The organism is Chitinophaga sp., from assembly GCF_036566945.1.
GTDB lineage: Bacteria > Bacteroidota > Bacteroidia > Chitinophagales > Chitinophagaceae > Chitinophaga.
Genome location: NZ_DATCVJ010000435.1, coordinates 1 through 18,582, shown reverse-complemented (window position 1 = coordinate 18,582; position 18,582 = coordinate 1). Strand labels below are relative to the sequence as shown.

16 protein-coding genes are annotated in these 18,582 nt (G+C 45.3%); 10 read left to right on the top strand and 6 right to left on the bottom strand.

Annotated elements, in window-relative coordinates:
• The 4 genes from VIP81_RS13255 to VIP81_RS13240 all read left to right on the top strand — a co-directional run.
• The coding region (locus VIP81_RS13255) for a transporter associated domain-containing protein (RefSeq protein WP_331961195.1) at positions 1-744 on the top strand (744 nt) is incomplete at its 5' end.
• Positions 745-766: 22 nt separating this feature from the next.
• Positions 767-1,369 (top strand): hypothetical protein, encoded by a 603-nt coding sequence (locus VIP81_RS13250; RefSeq protein WP_331961192.1) that lies wholly within the window; start codon positions 767-769, stop codon positions 1,367-1,369.
• 74 nt (positions 1,370-1,443) lie between these two features.
• Complete coding sequence (locus VIP81_RS13245; protein ID WP_331961189.1) at positions 1,444-2,010, top strand: DUF3109 family protein; 567 nt, start codon at positions 1,444-1,446, stop codon at positions 2,008-2,010.
• A gap of 155 nt (positions 2,011-2,165) precedes the next feature.
• Positions 2,166-3,545 (top strand): LutB/LldF family L-lactate oxidation iron-sulfur protein, encoded by a 1,380-nt coding sequence (locus VIP81_RS13240; RefSeq protein ID WP_331961186.1) that lies wholly within the window; start codon positions 2,166-2,168, stop codon positions 3,543-3,545.
• Here the strand turns inward: VIP81_RS13240 and VIP81_RS13235 are convergent.
• The 3 genes from VIP81_RS13235 to purH all read right to left on the bottom strand — a co-directional run bounded on the left by VIP81_RS13235 (position 3,542) and on the right by purH (position 7,029).
• The gene (locus VIP81_RS13235; RefSeq protein ID WP_331961183.1) at positions 3,542-4,786 is read right to left on the bottom strand and encodes an energy transducer TonB; all 1,245 of its coding nucleotides are present in this window, start codon (positions 4,784-4,786) and stop codon (positions 3,542-3,544) included. The two genes, VIP81_RS13240 and VIP81_RS13235, sit on opposite strands and share 4 nt — an antisense overlap.
• A complete protein-coding gene (locus tag VIP81_RS13230; protein ID WP_331961181.1) occupies positions 4,779-5,357 on the bottom strand; it encodes a sigma-70 family RNA polymerase sigma factor in 579 nt (192 codons plus the stop codon). Before VIP81_RS13230 ends, VIP81_RS13235 begins: the two co-directional genes overlap by 8 nt.
• 157 nt (positions 5,358-5,514) lie before the next feature.
• On the bottom strand, positions 5,515-7,029 hold the full coding sequence (purH, locus tag VIP81_RS13225; RefSeq protein WP_331961179.1) for a bifunctional phosphoribosylaminoimidazolecarboxamide formyltransferase/IMP cyclohydrolase: 1,515 nt from the start codon (positions 7,027-7,029) through the stop codon (positions 5,515-5,517).
• Between the two features lie 242 nt (positions 7,030-7,271).
• Here purH and VIP81_RS13220 point away from each other — a divergent pair, with 242 nt between their 5' ends.
• Complete coding sequence (locus tag VIP81_RS13220; RefSeq protein WP_331961177.1) at positions 7,272-8,417, top strand: hypothetical protein; 1,146 nt, start codon at positions 7,272-7,274, stop codon at positions 8,415-8,417.
• A 160-nt stretch (positions 8,418-8,577) separates the two neighbouring features.
• Here VIP81_RS13220 and VIP81_RS13215 read toward each other — a convergent pair whose 3' ends face one another.
• Positions 8,578-10,569 (bottom strand): ComEC/Rec2 family competence protein, encoded by a 1,992-nt coding sequence (locus VIP81_RS13215; protein ID WP_331961174.1) that lies wholly within the window; start codon positions 10,567-10,569, stop codon positions 8,578-8,580.
• A 608-nt stretch (positions 10,570-11,177) separates the two neighbouring features.
• Positions 11,178-13,994: a carbamoyl-phosphate synthase large subunit gene (carB, locus tag VIP81_RS13210; RefSeq protein ID WP_331961171.1), complete on the bottom strand. Its 2,817-nt coding sequence runs from the start codon at positions 13,992-13,994 to the stop codon at positions 11,178-11,180.
• Positions 13,995-14,198: 204 nt separating this feature from the next.
• Between carB and VIP81_RS13205 the strand changes: the two genes are divergently transcribed.
• The 5 genes from VIP81_RS13205 (at position 14,199) to VIP81_RS13185 (ending at position 17,317) form a co-directional block, all read left to right on the top strand.
• Complete coding sequence (locus tag VIP81_RS13205) at positions 14,199-14,810, top strand: hypothetical protein (RefSeq protein WP_331961168.1); 612 nt, start codon at positions 14,199-14,201, stop codon at positions 14,808-14,810.
• Positions 14,811-14,878: 68 nt separating this feature from the next.
• A complete protein-coding gene (locus VIP81_RS13200; protein ID WP_331961165.1) occupies positions 14,879-15,223 on the top strand; it encodes a type II toxin-antitoxin system HicB family antitoxin in 345 nt (114 codons plus the stop codon).
• Between the two features lie 218 nt (positions 15,224-15,441).
• Positions 15,442-15,681 carry a hypothetical protein gene (locus VIP81_RS13195; RefSeq protein ID WP_133807646.1) on the top strand — a complete coding sequence of 80 codons (240 nt, stop codon included), beginning with the start codon at positions 15,442-15,444 and terminating at the stop codon, positions 15,679-15,681.
• A gap of 50 nt (positions 15,682-15,731) precedes the next feature.
• A complete protein-coding gene (locus tag VIP81_RS13190) occupies positions 15,732-16,658 on the top strand; it encodes a DUF692 domain-containing protein (protein ID WP_331961161.1) in 927 nt (308 codons plus the stop codon).
• A 5-nt stretch (positions 16,659-16,663) separates the two neighbouring features.
• A complete protein-coding gene (locus VIP81_RS13185; protein WP_331961158.1) occupies positions 16,664-17,317 on the top strand; it encodes a hypothetical protein in 654 nt (217 codons plus the stop codon).
• Positions 17,318-17,320: 3 nt separating this feature from the next.
• Here the strand turns inward: VIP81_RS13185 and VIP81_RS13180 are convergent, their stop codons facing one another.
• Positions 17,321-18,475 carry an MFS transporter gene (locus VIP81_RS13180; RefSeq protein WP_331961155.1) on the bottom strand — a complete coding sequence of 385 codons (1,155 nt, stop codon included), beginning with the start codon at positions 18,473-18,475 and terminating at the stop codon, positions 17,321-17,323.
• Positions 18,476-18,582: the final 107 nt, after the last annotated feature.

Here is an 18,582-nt window from a genome sequence, read left to right as displayed (position 1 = left end):
GTAGACCCTACGGCCTCTCAGGAAGAAAAAAACATCCTGAAAGGCATCCTTAAATTCGGCAACATCACCGTAAAGCAGATTATGCGCGGCCGCTTAGACGTAAACGGCGTGGAATACGACAGCCCATTTGGCGATATCGTTAAACGCGTGGCAGATCTGCACTACTCCCGTCTACCTGTATACAAGGACAACCTGGATAATATAGTAGGCGTTATTCACACAAAAGACCTCCTGCCCCATCTGGACAAAGGCAGCAGCTTCGATTGGCATGAGGTAATGCGTCAGCCTTTCTTTGTACATGGCCATAAATTGATTGAAGACCTGCTCTCCGAATTCCAGAGTCGTCGTATGCACTTCGCGGTAGTAGTAGACGAATTTGGCGGCACTTCCGGTATTGTTACCCTGGAAGATATTATGGAAGAAGTAATTGGCGATATCAAAGATGAATTCGACGAAGAAGAATTCAACTATAACAAAGTAGATAACTTCACCTATGTATTTGAAGGCAAAACCATGCTGAATGATGTTTGCCGGATCATGAACATCCCTGCTGAAACTTTTGAAACGGTAAAAGGCGAAAGCGACTCCCTCGGCGGCCTCATACTTGAGCTGGCTGGAAAATTTCCGGAAGAAAACAGCGTTATTAACTACAACAACTTTGATTTTACTGTACTGGAAGTAAATAAAATGCGCATCCAGAAAGTACAGGTAACCATCAGGCCGGACGCCGCTGACAAAGTATAGTCGCCTGCTAAATAACCGTAAAATGCCACATATAAAAGGAAAGGCCCTTGCCATCATTTCCCTGCTGATACTACTATTTGCAGCCTGCGATAACGTACCCACACCTAAACCAAAAGGATACTTCCAGGTAAAATTTCCGGAAAAAGTATACCGCAAATTTGATATGCCCGGCTACCCATATACATTTGAATATCCGGCATATGCCAATATCGTAAAGGATACCTCTTTTTTTGGCAAAGCACCCGAAAATCCATACTGGATCAATGTGGACTTCCCTTCCCTTAACGGGAAAATATATATGAGCTATAAGATCATAGGCCCCGGCAACAACACCTACCGTAAACTGGTAGACGATGCTTTCAAAATGACTTATAAACATACCTATAAAGCCGAATACATCGATGAAAATGTGATCCACACCGCTAACAATGTGAATGGCACCTTTTACGAAGTGGGTGGAAATGCCGCCTCCTCCAAACAATTCTTTGCCACCGATTCCGTTCATCACTTCCTCCGGGGAGCCCTCTACTTCGACGTTACACCAAATGCAGACTCGCTGGCGCCCGTATACAAGTTCCTTGAACAGGATATGTGGCATATGGTGGAAACCCTCCGCTGGAGATAAGCCAGTAATGCTGTAACTTTGTGGTCTTATTAAGATTGTCTGCATATCATTTTCAGGCATAAGACCGTTTACCGATGATCATCATTGACGATAAATATATAAGCGACGAAGTAATAGAAGAGCAATTCGTATGCAACCTGTCGGCCTGCAAAGGCGCTTGTTGTGTTGCCGGCGATTGTGGCGCCCCCCTGGATAAAACCGAAGTAAAAACCCTGAAGAAAATTTATCCGCAGATTAAGTCCTACCTGCGCGAAGAAGGAATAAAGGAAATAGAACGCACCGGCACCAACACCATCGACGATGAATATGGATATGTAACACCTACTGTCAATAAAGGCATTTGTGCCTATGCGTCGATAGACGAGCATGGCATTGTGGGCTGTGGCATAGAAAAAGCGTACAAAGATGGTGTAGTGGATTTCAAAAAGCCTATTTCCTGTCACCTTTATCCTATCCGCATTAAGAAATACGAAACGTTTGAAGCGGTAAATTACGACCGCTGGGATGTTTGCAAACCTGCCTGTAAGAATGGTAAAGCGTTGCAAGTACCGGTATATCGTTTCCTCAAAGATGCTTTGATCAGAAAATACGGCACGGAATTTTATGAAGTGCTGGATAAAATTGCAAGAGAACACAAATGAGAGAATTACGAATTACGAATTACGAATTACGGATTTGTGGGTAGATTTAATAGCTGATGATCTTCGGGTATATTTACCCACAAATCCGTAATTCGTAATTCGTAATTCGTAATTCTTTCCTATTAACTATCTTTAATTAGGAACACTGCTTGCTTATGCATCAAATAGCATCTACATTTCTCGAAGAAAGTGAAAAAAAAGCCGCTGATCTGGGCCACCGGCAAACGATCAACTTCAACATAGGTAAATATAATACAGCTGTAAAAGCCGGTAAACACCAGTTTTCTGATTTACCCGGCGCCAGAGAAAGAGCCAAAAATATTAAGTGGAGAGCGATTGAGCACCTGGATAATCACCTGGAAGAATTTGAGCAAAACTTTACCCGCCGCGGTGGGAAAGTGATCTGGGCCGAAACAGCCGAACAGGTGCAGCAGGAAATCCTCGCTATCTGCAAAGCCAAACAATGCAAGAGCATTGTGAAAAGCAAGTCCATGGCCACAGAAGAAGTTCACCTCAATGCCTTTATGGAAAGTAATGGTATTGAATGTGTGGAAACTGATCTGGGAGAATATATACAACAACTGGACGGAGAACCGCCCTACCATATCGTTACACCGGCCATGCATAAAAGCAAGGAAGATGTAGCCCGCCTGTTCGCCGAAAAACTTGGTACTGATCCCAATCTCACCCCGGAACAACTGACGCTGGTTGCCCGCGAAAAACTTCGTCATAAATACCTGGAAGCAGAAATTGGTATCACCGGTGCTAATTTTATTCTGGCAGATACCGGCTCTGTAGCGGTAACAGAGAATGAAGGCAACGCACGGTTGACTACTGCATTTCCCAAAACACATATTGTACTGGTAGGGATTGAAAAAGTGCTCCCGTCTATTGCAGACCTGGGACTGTTCTGGCCTTTACTGGCTACTTATGGTACCGGTCAGCAGATCACCGCCTACAACAGCATTTTCAGCGGTCCGCGTCAGGAAGGAGAAGTAGATGGTCCGGAAGAAATGTATGTGATCCTGATGGATAACGGCCGTACCAACATCCTGCAGGATACTACTGCGCGTGAAAGCTTGTATTGCATCCGTTGCGGTTCCTGCCTCAACGCCTGCCCTGTCTACAAAAATATTGGTGGCCATACTTATGCTGCTACTTATAGTGGCCCTATAGGCTCCGTTATTACCCCCCACCTGAAAGGGATGGATTCGTATATGCATTTGAGTTTTGCCTCTTCTCTTTGTGGTAACTGTACCGAAGTATGTCCGGTGCGGATTAATTTGCATGAATTGTTGCTGCACAACAGGCAAAAGGCGGTAGAGGAAAACTATACTTCCGGCGGGGAAAAATTTGCCTGGTATGTATGGAAACAAGGTTGTAGCAGTCGTAAGATGATGAACCTGGCCAGTGGCAAAATGAAAAATTTCCTGTTAAAAAGATTTTTTGCGAAGAGCTGGGGCGACAACCGGGAGTTACCTGTATTTGCAGCCAAGTCCTTTAACCAGCAATGGAAAGAGCGGAATAAGCACTAATCCTTTTCCACCGTAAACTTCACCTTTACTTTTACTTTAGCGGGCTTTCTGTCTGAAGCCGGTATCCATGCGGGGCCTTCTTTGATCACCCTGATGGCTTCTGCATCGCAGGCATCATTCAGGTGATGGAGGATTTTAAACTCCTGCAGTGATCCGTCGGGCATAACGGTGAAGGATACACGTACTGTCCCCGTGTATTTGTTGTCCGGGTTTACCGTTTTAGTGCGGAGATAATTATCAAAAGCGGTTTGTCCGGTTACCGGCGCAGGTTCGCGGTAGACCATTTCCTCCTCCGGATGGTTATCTGTAGTAACGCTCACTCCAGCGGCTTTTCCTTGCAATGCGGTAGCTATATTGCTCACGCTATCGGCGGCATTTGAGCCAGACAGTCCACGGATGGACATCTTGCTTTGTTTTGCATTATTTTGTTGTGCACCGTAAACTACCACCACTTCGCTCAATGATTTATTCTGACTATCTGCATTGCCGGCCAGGGTTGGATTAGCCCATGTTACTTTGTCGGCCTCCTGCTTCTTTGCTAGCGGAGGGGGTGTTACAAAATAACCATGTTGTGCGTCCGCGCTCCTTTCTGCGGCCACTGCAGTCGCAGTTTCCAACGGTTTGTTAGCCGGAGCAGGTGCGGCGGCGGCCGGTGGTGCCACGGATCTATATTCCAGCTTTCCACTTGCTGCAACATCCTTTGCCGGAGCTACAGCGGCATCATCTGCAGGCGATAAAGTGGCTTGCTCTTCTTTTAATTTGTTGCTATTGGGTTGGGCAGGTATCGGAGGCAATACTTTTTTGGTGAGATGATCGGCATCTGCCAGCGCCGGCGCGGAAGCGCTCTCTTGCTGGGGCAGTGAATCGGCCACAGGAGCAGGTGCAGGAATAGGTACACTGGCTAGTGGTGGTGTGCTTCGCTGTTGATCCCACAGGAACCAGCCGGCAGAAAACATCACTAATAATATAGCGGCGGCGGCGGCCCAGCGATAATACATAGTGCGGACTTTCCCCGCCTTTGGAGCTACTCTTGCTTCCAGCCTGGAAACAAGATCTGCCTGTTGCCCCTGTTGTTCCGGAGCATGCCCGGCGTATCCTTCCAGCGCATCGGCCAGGAACGGATCGTCCAGGGCCTGGCGTTCCAGGGCGTGCATGGCTTTATCGTCCAGCTCTCCGGCCAGATATTGGCGGATGAGTCCGGCGAGTTCTTCCGGTTTTATATGTGGGCGTTTGTCAGACATCTTGTTGTTCCATACATATTTTCAGGTTACGCTTTCCGTTCTGGATATAGCTTTTCACCTTGCTCATGTCATAGCCGGTGATATCGCTTACCTGCCGGTAGCTTTTCTCCTGCAGATAAAACAGGTCTACACTACGTTTTTGTTCTACCGGCAAGGTTTCCAGACATTTTTCCATGCTCTGAAGGTTATCTTCCAGCGTAATTCCGTTCTCATGATGCCCTGTTTCTTCGTTTTCCACAACAGGGTGATCATCTATAGAAACTTGTCTTGATTCTTTGTTTTTCATGGCCCGCAGCTTCATTAAGCAATGATTACGGGCCAGCACATGGAGCCAGCTTTTAAAATTCTGGACTTCATGTTGTTTCAGTTTGCCGATCAGCTCTTCAAAGATCTGCATTACGGCATCTTTGCTGGCATCTTCATCAAAATATTTCAGGCATACCCCATATACCAGGTTCATATAACGCTGGTAAAGGGCCGCCAGAAAATCCAGTTTGCCGGTAGCTTTATACTCCCGGATCAAAAAGGCATCCTCCGCATCCTGCATGATATTTTGTTGGATAAAAGACATCTGGAACAGCTAGGGACTTTCTGCCGTAGCTTTTAAAATTATGTTGATTTACAAGCTGACAATACTATCATTTTTTTCCGAATATTAGTCGGTTAAAATGAGAAAGCACCGGAAATTCCGGTGCTTTCTCATTATTAATTTTTGTAGTGAATAACGCTTAGTGTCTGAAGTGACGCATACCAGTCATTACCATTACCATATCATGTTCTTTGCAGAATTCTACAGAGTCATTATCTCTCATAGAGCCACCTGGCTGAATCACCGCCTGAATGCCGTGTTCGTGCGCAATGCTTACACAGTCATTGAACGGGAAGAAAGCATCGGAAGCCATTACCGCACCTTTCAGGTCGAAGCTGAACTGTCCTGCTTTTTCGATTGCATGGCGTAAAGCATCGATACGGGAGGTTTGTCCACATCCTTTACCGATCAGTTGTTTGTTTTTAACCAGGGCGATCGCGTTTGATTTCAGGTGTTTGCAAACGATGTTGGCAAATTCCAGGTCAGATTTCTCTTCCGCAGTAGCTGCGCGGGCGCCTACTTCGTTCCATTCTTTGTAGTTGCCGTTGTCGCTGTCCTGCAGTAATACGCCGTTCAGTACATTCTTGTACATGTATTTGCTCTTCACGGGTTGTTTCTGTTCCAGCAGGATGCGGTTCTTTTTCGCCTGCAGCACCGTGAGTGCGTCTGCGTCAAAGCCAGGTGCAATCAGGATTTCAAAGAAGATTTCGCTGATAGATTCGGCGGTAGTTTTGTCTATTATTTTGTTGGTAACGAGTACGCCGCCGAAAGCACTTTCCTTGTCACCAGCCAATGCTGCTTCCCAGGCTTCTTTCAGAGTATTGCGGGAAGCAATACCGCAAACGTTGGTATGCTTGATCACTGCAAAGGTGGTGGTATCAAATTCCTGGATCAGCTGACAGGCAGCATCTACATCCACCAGGTTATTGAACGATAATTCTTTACCATGCAGTTTATTGAATACTTCGTCGAGGTTACCGTAGAAAACACCACGCTGGTGTGGGTTTTCGCCATAACGGTTTACTTGTCCCTGTGGAACAGAGAGCTGGAAGTTAGCGCCAGGCTCGTTATTCAGGAAGTATTGAGAAATGGCTACATCGTAGTGAGCGCATACTTCAAATGCTTTAGCAGCAAAGCTTCTGCGGTCTTCTATGGTAGTAGCGCCGTTGTTGTCTGTTAATACTTTTTCCAGATCAGCGTATTGATCTTTGGAGGCAACAATGACTACGTCTTTGTAGTTTTTGCCGGCTGCGCGTATCAGGGAAACGCCGCCTATGTCAATTTTTTCAATAATAGTTTGTTCTACACTGGTGCTCTTCACAGTTTCTTCAAACGGATACAGGTCTACGATCACGAGGTCAATTTCCGGGATCTGGTATTCCTTCAGCTGTTCCAGGTCCTGCGGATTATCGCGGCGGGCCAGAATACCACCAAACACCTTCGGGTGCAGGGTTTTAACACGTCCACCCAAAATAGAAGGGTAAGCAGTCAGGTCTTCAACTGCTACGCACTTCACACCCAGGTCCTCAATAAATTTTTGCGTACCGCCGGTGGAATAGATGGTAACACCCTGTTCACCTAACTTTTTAACAATGTTCTCCAGGTTGTCTTTGTAGAAAACGGAGATCAATGCGGATTTAATTTGCTTTTGCATGAATGGAAAACATTAGAAATTAATAACATAGGCTCCCTGATCCGGAACCGAAAAGAAGCGCAAAGTTAACACGTAACAATCATTTTTCCATTTATCAATCCTGCGGGGTGTAATTTATATCTCAAAAAATAGCTGGCGGAAGAGCTAAATGTCTGTCAGAGAATTACATAAAACCAAAAACAATTGATATTTTGCAGCCCGGTTGACCTATTAATTGTTGTGTTCTAAATTTAAATCCCTCTATGAAAAGAATTGTTTTATTGTTTGCCCTGCTATGCCTGCTTTCCAGTGCAAAAGCGCAGCTTTTTTGTGATACGGTACTGACGTTTGCCAGAAGCGCTCCTCCCACAAATGGTGTCAAGATCAAAACTAATTTACCATTTGTCGCTGGAGGGGAAATGCCAACTATTATTATTGAGGGCTATAATCAGGGCACCATGGATCCAATTGGGCTGATTATTAATTTCTATATCGATAACGGCGGTTTTGCGAATACCCGGGTTTCATCATATGGCTCATACACTCCACCCGTATCCCTTGGAAATGAAAACGGTAAAGTTGTCATATTCCTGGACAGCAGAGATGCCAATCAACGTTTTGCGATCAGAGCATTCGCCAGGGGCTTACCTCAGGACATTCCTATAAATTATCAGGGCTGGAGTGTGGTAGATGAAGCTTTCACCGCTGCTACACTCAATAAAGTAGATGTTACTTACTTAAACAAATTCCCCGGTACGGTTATATTTCCGTCGAATGGGGTATGGAATCTCCTTGGTCGTATTGGCCTTCATACTACCTCTCCAAAGGCTCCATTGCATGTAGTAGCTGCTGCAAACGACACCATGCCCGGCAGCCCCGGGTTTAAGCTGGCGGCAGTACTGGGCAACGCCTATAATGAATGGACTGCATTTGGCGCACCTAATGGTGGCAGGATCCGTGGCAGCAATGAGGGATATCTTGTATTGGAAACAAATACAAGTGGTACTAACAACCGAATGTATCTGAATGCAGCTTCGTCCAGTAATATTATTATGGCAACAGGTGGTGGAAGTGTTGGTATTGGCACAGTGGACCCAGGCACATCCAGACTGGCTGTAGAAGGTACTATAGCTGCGCGTAAAGTGAAGGTTACCTCAAATAATCCCTGGCCGGACTACGTGTTTGGAAAAGACTATTCTATAATGTCACTTGGCGAAACAGAAAAATACATACAAACCCACCGTCATCTTCCCGACATGCCTTCTGCCAAAGAAGTAGCAGAAAATGGACTTGATTTAGGCGAAATGAACAGAAAACTTTTGGAAAAGGTAGAAGAAATGACCCTGCACATGATCCGGATGCAGAAAAAAATAGATGAACTGGAAAGCAAAATGCAGGCAAAACCATAGCTGGTTGCTTAAATAAACATAAGTCACCGTCAAAGATATTAGTGGGTCGGGTTCCAGGAGAGCCTGGCCCACTTTTTTGTCCGTAGCCCTCTATGCTTTCATCTAAGGCTATTTTCCTACTGCCATGAAGTTATTCACACTGCAATGCGAAACGAGGCTCTTATCTGAAGCTATAAATGAAGGCCCCCTTTTCCGCAATGGTATGATATTTCCAACCTAATGTATCACAATCACGCTCCCAGTTTTCTATTTTTCGGCCGCTGTTGGATGCCGCAAAAATAAGCGTATCAAATGCATAAAACCCGCTCAGTTGTTTGATATCCAGTACAGGATTACGTGTTAATAAAATATAATTCACTTTTAATTTTTCTTTCGGGAGATGTGCCGGCAGGGCACTATCAATGATCAGTAACCGTTTGCCCTGGAAGCTGATACAATGTCCATACTGCTGAAAACCGGCTGGGTGTCCGGCAGTTACCCGCAGGTCATTCCTGGCAGTGAGGAGTTGTGACGCGGCGGGTGACTGCCATATACTATCATCGCCGGCAAACTGTACCTCATTACCTTTTATGCAATCAATGGCCGTATAGGCGGGCACGTTATAAACGATCATTTTACACTGACGATACGAGGAGGCGATCCAGCCCGCGCGGGCAGCCACATAACCCCATATGCTGAAAAAGGCCAGCCAGCAACCGCCCCGCCACTTTAGCAGCCACCAGCCGGCCAGTCCGGCGATAAGGCCGTACAGGAAACCGGTTTGTAGTAATGAACAATGAATATTGGTGATCAGGGCATAAGGCAATTCTCCCAGCCACTTTACGCTGCCATTCATGCAGCGGATCAGGAATTTTAATCCGTATCCGGCCCATACCGCCGGTAGCTGGAAAGGCGTCAGGAAGAGCAGGATCACTTCTCCATAAATAACCACGGTAGATAAGGGCACTGCTACCAGATTGGCCAGCAGGAAGTAATTGGGGAACTGATGAAAGTAAAATAAACTCACCGGTGTAGTCATCAGTTGAGCAGCGAGCGAAAGGGCCACCATTTGCCAGATCAGATCTGCCCATTTTTTTCGCATCTCCCAAAGCTGATAAAGTGGTGGATAAAAAAGCAGGATACTGAGTACTGCCAGGTAAGACAGCTGAAAACCTGCATCTATGGCCAGGTACGGATTAAAGCATAATAGTACGGTAGCAGATGCCGCCAGCGTATTGTAAATACTGCTGTAACGCTCCAGCACAAAACGGCCCATTGTAATCCCGGTAAACATCACCGCAGAACGGAGTACAGAGGCGGAAGCGCCGGTAAGAAGGGCAAATCCCCACAGGAAACTCAGTATGATGATGGTTTTCCCAATGTTGGTCCATTTGTGTACGGGCAGCCATTTCAAACACCACAGCAGCGTGCCATACAGCAGGGCGAGGTGCATGCCGGAAATAGCAATCACGTGTACAATGCCGGTGTTACTATAGGCTTGCACCACGGCTTTGTCCAGATCCAGGCGATAGCCTATCAGCAGGGCTTCCGCCATACCGGCTTCCGGGCCGGTACCGATATATTTTTTGAGGTTACCCAAACAATAATCTCTCGCCTGCAGCAACAGTTTGCTCACTGTATTCCCGCGGTTGCGGGGTAGTTTATAAAAATCTGTGTTGCGCAGATACAGCTGCTGGTAGATTTGTTGTGTGATGCAATACTGTTGATAATCGAACGCTCCGGGATTGCCATTGTTTTTAACCATTTCGGGGCGTTTTCCGGCGATTACTTCGTCTCCGTACCGCAAGTAAAGCAAAGCGGTATCTTTGGCAAAATAGAGCAGTAAATAGCCTTTTACGGGCATCCATTTCCCTTTGTCAAAGATGCCGATTACTTTCGCAGTTGTTTTAAAGGTGCGGGCCTTTTCCTGCAGGGGTTCATTTATTCGTAATAAAAGTAATGGTGTATCTACGGCAACATGTCCATAAAAACCTTGCTGGTGACGGATATCAGCCTTGTACAACAAGAGGCTTCCGCAACAGCCAAGCAGTATGCATAGGAGGATGCCCGGTATCCAGGCCATCGCAAAGCGCCACTGGACGGGCATCAGACGAAACAGGAATATACCAGCTATACAGCTCCCGGCCAGTAACCACCCGATAACGGGTAACATGGGAACAAAAAGTTGTAAACTTATTCCGGTAAGAAACGGCAGGAGAATGCGCAAAAAGGGCGCACGCTTCCAACACATGACAACAAACAAGGTAGATTCAAAATGCATGTGGGGTTAACTTTAGTCAGAAAACGAACTTCGCATTTAATCACCCCAAAAGTGTTTTAAGAATGTTAAAACCATCAATAGTATTTATATATGATATCTTGAAAACTTTCTCTTTCCGGTTAAAAAACAAGGTTAACAAGCGATTATTAATGACTATTTAATATATTAATTATTAATACTTTAAATATTACATATGTCCGCATCTGTTATTGATTAGTTAACATCTCTTTTAAATATGATATTATTTGTAAACTGCATTACCGGTCACGCTATTTGAATTGTATCAAGATTCAATAGTCGTGTCTTTAATGGTTATTTTGAGGGAAAAGAAGGAGCCTGATTTTTATCAGGCTCTGTTTTTTTTATAGCGGTTAGCATTTAGCTTTTAGTTATTAGCGATTAACGGCAAAATGGAAAAAGCCATCGAAGCGACAATAGTACGCTCCGATGGCTTTTTATTTTTCGCTTTAGTCTAACAGCTAAAAGCTAATAGCTAACAGCTATTTACTCAGGTACATGCTCTTTTCTTTGAACAACTGTCTGAAGTAAGGATCACGCAGATCTTTAATAAAGCGGATCGCTTCACCTGTTGACTTCATTTCCGGTCCGAGCTCTTTGTTCACGCCTGGGAACTTATTGAAAGAGAACACTGGTTCCTTGATAGCAAAGCCGGTGAGTTTCTTTACAATGGTAAAGTCTTTCAGCTTATTGGCGCCGATCATCACTTTGGTAGCGATGTTCAGGTAAGGTACCTGGTAAGCTTTCGCGATAAACGGTGTAGTACGGGATGCGCGTGGATTGGCTTCAATCACCGCTACTTTACCATCTTTAATGGCAAACTGGATGTTGATCAGTCCTTTGATGTTCAGCGCACGTGCTATCTTTTCCGCGTAGTATTCCATGGTGGTTACTTCGATCGGCGACAGATTGAAGGCTGGCAGCAACGCATGGCTATCGCCACTGTGGATACCGGCTGGTTCAATATGTTCCATCACACCCATTACATGGAAATCTTCTCCGTCAAAAATACCATCTATTTCAGCCTCCTGGCAACGATCCAGGAAGTGATCAATCAATATTTTGTTACCTGGTAAGTGTCTCAGCAAACTCAGTACAGATTCTTCCAGCTCTTCTTCGTTGATCACGATTCTCATACGCTGACCACCTAATACATAGGAAGGACGCACCAGTACAGGATAACCAACTTCTTTTGCCACATCAATTGCATCGTCTGTGTTGTAAGCAGTACCATACTTAGGATAAGGGATACCCAGTTCTTTCAGCATGTCAGAGAAACGACCACGATCTTCTGCAATATCCATGTTATCGAAAGAAGTACCGATGATCTTTACTCCTTTCTCTTCCAGGCGTTTTGCGAGTTTCAGTGCGGTTTGTCCTCCTAACTGAACGATCACACCTTCTGGTTGTTCCAGCTCAATGATCTCCCACAGATTTTCCCAGAACACCGGTTCGAAATACAGCTTGTCGGCCATATCAAAGTCGGTGGAAACGGTTTCAGGGTTACAGTTTACCATGATGGCTTCATAACCGCAATCCTGGATCGCCTGTAAGCCGTGTGTACAGCAGTAGTCGAATTCAATACCCTGACCAATTCTGTTAGGACCGGAACCGAGTACGATTATTTTTTTCTTATCTGTTCTGATGCTTTCGTTTTCAGTATCGAAAGTAGAATAGAAGTAAGGTGTTTTTGCTTCAAACTCGGCGCTGCAGGTATCTACCATCTTGAACGTACGGCGGATGCCCAGTTCTTTACGTTTGGCATATACTTCATCTTCATCACAATCAGCGAAGAGAATGGACAGCTGTGCATCGGAGAAGCCCATTTTCTTGGCATCTTTCAGCATTTCCAGCGGAACGCTCTGCAGATCATGTTCCAGCAATTGCTTTTCCAGGGTTACGATATCCTGTATCTGGTTCAGGAACCAACGATCGATGAAAGTCAGCTGGTGAATATGTTTTACAGACACACCTGCCATCAAAGCATCTTTGATACGGAATATACGATCCCAGGTGGGGCGTTTTAATTTCTCAATCAGTTGCTCGCTCTTCATGAGTGATTTACCGTAGTAGCCTAAACCGAGTGCATCGTTTTCGAGACTCTGACAGGCTTTCTGCAGCGCTTCAGGGAAAGTACGGCCAATCGCCATTACCTCTCCTACTGATTTCATTTGCAGTCCCAGGGTATCATCAGCTCCTTTGAATTTATCGAAGTTCCAGCGTGGCATTTTTACGATCACGTAATCCAATGCTGGTTCGAAGAATGCGGAAGTGGTTTTGGTGATCTGGTTTTCCAGTTCATCCAATGTATAGCCAATGGCCAGTTTAGCGGCAATTTTAGCGATCGGGTAACCAGTAGCTTTAGAAGCCAGTGCAGAAGAACGGCTTACGCGTGGATTGATTTCAATCGCAATCAGCTCTTCGTTTTCCGGATTCAGGGAGAACTGTACGTTACAACCGCCGGCGAAGTTACCGAGGTCGCGCATCATCATCATGGCTTTGTTACGCATGTCCTGGAAAGCGGTATCGCTCAGGGTCATGGCAGGAGCCACAGTGATAGAATCCCCGGTGTGAATACCCATTGGGTCCAGGTTTTCTACGGTACAGATGATAACAACGTTATCATTTTTATCACGTAACAGTTCCAGTTCATATTCTTTCCATCCGAGTACGGCTTTTTCTACCAGTACTTCATGGATTGGAGAAGCTTGCAAACCGCGATTCAGGGCTTCATCCAGGTCTTCTTTACCGTGTACAAATCCACCGCCGGTACCACCAAGCGTAAAGGATGGACGGATCACGAGGGGGAATCCTATTTCCTGTGCAAACTCTTTTCCTTCGAGGTAGGAGTTAGCAGTTCTGGCGGGAGCAACCGGTATACCCAGTTGAATCATCCACTGACGGAACTGTTCACGGTCTTCTGCTTTGTCGATGGCTTTAATGTCTACACCAATCAGGCGAACATTGAACTTTTCCCAAATTCCCAGTTCGTCAACTTCTTTACAAAGGTTCAGTGCAGTTTGGCCGCCCATAGTGGGTAATACGGCATCTATCTGGTTTTCTTCCAGAATCTGCTCAATGCTTTCCACGGTCAGTGGCAGCAAATAAACCTTATCAGCCATCATTGGATCCGTCATGATGGTGGCCGGGTTGGAATTAATCAATATCACTTTAATTCCTTCTTCCCGCAGCGAACGTGCTGCCTGGGAACCGGAATAGTCAAATTCGCAAGCCTGACCAATAATAATGGGTCCAGAACCGATAATGAGTACAGATTTGATAGATGAGTCTTTTGGCATTTGTGTAATCTATTGAAAATGAAAAACCAAATTGATTTTCCTGCCGTATGAGGGAACAAAAAAATCGTGCAAAGTTACGGGATTTGTGGTTTATAAAGCGAAATTAATTTTGTTTCCGGCGAAGTTTTTTTGTGTGGATGGTTGAATACATTAAGTTTTATATAAAATAATTATGTTATTTACTGAAAATATATCATCCCAAACATGGAAGAAATTCAACCGTCCTGGAAAGCCATTTTAAATAAATATGGCAGCAATGCACTTTATATAGCGGGTGATGATTTGCAACCCAATTATGAGTTTTCTTTTGACCTGTCCTATCAAAACACAGGTGGTCGTCTTGCTTTCTCGTGGACAAATACAGCGCACGACTATGATGTGAGGAAAAAATATGAACGAATGTTAGCCGATGATCCACGAAGAATCTATCATAATTATCTGGAACGTACAATCCTACTGCTGGCCCTTCCGGCACAGCACAACCGGCTAAAAATATTTGATAATGGAAAAATAATCGGCCTTCTGAGTCAATTGCATCCTCATCAAATAAAAACAGGATACCTGGATTTCGATAGTGCTTTTATCACCATCGCGAAACCAACTACTATTGTTTCCGGTCTGATGCCTTACCTGCAGTTTCTATTGCACCCTTCCTTAGGTGGCTCAGTGGCCCTGGATACCCGCTGGCAGGATGCACAAACAGCTAAATTCTGCTTAAGGCTACAAGTGAATCAGTTTCTAACCACCGAAGAAGCCATTGAAACGATGCTGGAAGGGAGTTTTAAGCTGGTGAAACAGTTGTCGTTATATGCTTAATAATATGCACTTCTTTATTTGTAACTAAATTTCAGTTACAAAAACTAAAATCTGAATTAAATTGCACTATGAAGAAAAAAGGCATGCTACAATACAAAGGCTTTCTTGGCAGTGTTCATTTCAGTGCTGAAGATGATGTATTTTTTGGTAAAATAGAAGAAATAGATAACCTGATCAGCTTCGAAGCCAGCACCGTAAAAGATCTACACCAATCCTTCGAAGAAGCCGTTGACGACTATCTGGACCTCTGCAAAAAAGCCGGCAAAGAACCACTAAAGCCAGCAAAGGGTTCTTTCAATATCAGGATATCTCCGGAACTGCACCGAAAGGCAATTCATACTTCCAAACAAATGCATTTAAACCTGAATCAATTTGTACAACAGGCTATAGAACAGGCAGTAGCCACTTATTGATGAGCATGGCGGTCAGCAGGTACTTCTGCTGACCCCTACATTTTCCGTATAAATACTTATCTAGTTCTCCCTATATTCCCCTAACTTTATCATCCGCAGAAAAACACTGCGCACACAACCCCAAAAAGACTGGCACGAATAACTACAACAGCCCTGCTTGCAGGGAGTATTCACATCTGTTTTCCACAAACATTTTACACCCCCAAAAATCAAACGTCATGCGTACAGCTGAAGTTCATTACGGTGATAACGGTCACGTAGATCTCGCCGTTCCTAAAGGCACCAAACTGGAAGAACTCACCAAATTACAATCTATGGTGATCAAACAAATCAATCCCCGTGGTTGCCAGGCTTGCTTATCCGGCGTACACTTCAACATCCGGGAAAAACTGGAAGAAGTGATTAAAGTAGACCTGGATAAAATGGCTGTCATCAAAAATGTTGCTGCCCAACATTAATTCAGTGATACCGTCCTGGTACCCCCGGGACGGTTTTAAATTTTCTCACCATGTCACAAGTCATATCATCAGCCAGGGTGGGGCATCTTTACCAGCAAACTATTCCGCAGTTAGGTGTAGGACTGCTGTACAACCCTTCCCTTGAATTATACCTCGACGCCTGTCCTGATAGCTGCGATTATGTGGAAGTGATCCCGGACATGTTCTGGACAGACCGCGGCGGCGGCCAGCAGGAACGTTTTGAAGAGATTGAATCCTGGATGAAAGTACTGGATAAAATAGCGGCACAATACCCTTTAACGTCTCACAACATCTCTTACTCTCTTGGCAGTGCAGGCATTTTCGATAAAACTTATCTGCAAAAAATGAAGGAATGGCATCAGCGCTATGCTTTCAAATGGCACAGTGATCATTTGTCTTTTGTAAAAGTGCATAACGAAGAACAGGAAGAACATAACGCAGGACTGGCCGTACCGGTACCTTACGATTATGAAGTACTGGATATGATCGGGGGCCGAATCAATGCAATTAAACGCGCTATCTCCACCCCTTTCCTGGTAGAGAACAATGTTTACTTTATCGATTTGCCGGATCAGGAACTCAGCGAAACAGCGTTTCTCAATGAACTGTCGCACGACACTTCCTGCGGGCTGCTCCTGGATATACACAACGTATACACCAATGCAGTGAATCATCATTTTGATCCGAAGGAATTTATTGCACAACTGGACCTGGACAAAGTCATTGAAATTCATATTGCGGGAGGCAATGATCTTGGAGGCATGTACACTGATTCGCACGCGGGGCCTTGCCCACCGGCAGTATGGGAGTTGCTCGATTATACGTTGCCGTTAGTGCCTAATTTATGCGGCATCACCTTCGAGTTTCACGAATCTTACTTTCACCTGTTGCAGTTCGATGGTATTACCCGTGAACTAAACAGAGCGAAAGCAGCCTGGAACCTTTATCATACCTGAAACATATGTCACTTTTATCATTTCAGAAAGTATTGACAGACCTGATTGCCTCCCCGCAATTATGCCTGCAGATGCGTACTGACCCAACTGTTATACTGTCGCGGTATGAGCTGACCGCCCGCGAAAGATCGCGCCTGCAAACGGTGGTACATCAACCCGGCATGTCCGTTAGTTGTACCCTGTATCGTGTAAACAGGATCACGCCTATTTATACGATGCTTCCCTATACCTGCTTTTTGCTGGGGCATTCCTTAGTGCCGCTGGCAGAAGAATTCTGGGGCATCAGTAACAAATCTGATTTACAATTTAAGCGGGAGATCACCGTCTTTGGTGAATTCTTACTACAGAAAATCGAAAAGGGAGGTCTTCAAAATCCTTATCTGCGGGAGATTGTAGCCATGGAACTGGCGATTAACGAATTAAATTTTTTACCGAGAGAAGCATTACTGGATACACCGGCGAGTGAGTTGGCCCTGCATCCGCTGATCCGGCTGGTACCTTTTGATCATCCGCCGGAAGCCTTGCTCACGGCGCTTGCCAACATGCAACAACCGGATATGAGTGAAAGTAAAGGGGACTATTTACTGATGATTGATCACCGCGAAGAAGAAATTTCTTTCAGCACACTGCCCCGTAAAAACGAAGCAGTGGCTGTTTGATGGTTATACTTTTATTCTGGTAGACATCAGCGCAATAGCTGCTCCCATTACGGCAATCATCGAGAAGGCGATCCCGAGACTGGTCGCCTGCGCCACAAATCCGATTAAGGGAGGTCCAAACAAAAAGCCCAGGTAACCAATGGTCGATACGGTAGCTAATGCCATACCCGGCGCTACTGTGGTAGACTTTCCGGCGGCACTGTATACCAGCGGCACTACGGCAGAAACGCCTGCACCTACCAACATAAATCCAAACATAGCGGTGAGGAAATACGGGAAAATAACGGCCAGCATTAAGCCGGAAGCGGTCAGGACTCCACTTATCAGCAACATCTTCTTCACCCCGAATTTGGTGGTCAGATAATCTGCCACAAAGCGCCCGGAAGCCATGGTACTCATAAACGCAGCATAGCCGGCACCAGACAGCCCATCTCTCACTAATAATACTCTTCTGAAATATACGCCTCCCCAATCAAACATAGTCCCCTCACAGATCATAGAGCACATGGCAATAATACCCAGTGTGAGCAGGAAATTATCCGGCTTCGCGAATAAAGAAGGCACCTTATTTTCATTGGGTACTACCGGAACCAAGCGGCTCATGGTTAAAAGGATAATCAACCAGGCAATACCTCCAATAATTAAAAAATGATACACCGGGGCCATATGCAGGCCCGACATCCAGGTACCGATAGCTGCCCCTGTAAAGCCGGCAACGCTCCACAGTCCATGAAAGGAGGCCATAATAGAGCGTCCATACATCGCTTCCACGCCAACGGCTTGTGTATTCACCGAAATGTTAGCCATATTACCACAAAAGCCGAAGAGCACCAGGAAGATGCTCAGTTCCCAGGCGGTATGTGCCAGTCCTAATGTTGGCAAAACGGCTGCGTAGGCCACTGCTGCCACCAGTAGTACCTGCCGGCTACCGAATTTCGATATCAGCACACCCGTTAATGGCAATGCAATAATAGACCCCACCGGCAACGCCAGTAGCAAACTACCCAAACCTGCATCATTCAGGTGTAGTGCCAGTTGGATATCCGGAATACGGGAAGCCCAGCTGGAAAAACATAAGCCGGTAAGAAAAAATAAGGCGCTTACCGCAATGCGGGTCGCTCTTTTATTAACCATCACCATCGATAGATCCTGTAACATTCGCGGTTAAGATAAAAATTAAACTGATTAAATTACCTGTATACCCAGGTTAATATATGGTTTCAGTGAAGGCAGGTCGGGATTATCTGTGATGATGGTATCCAGTC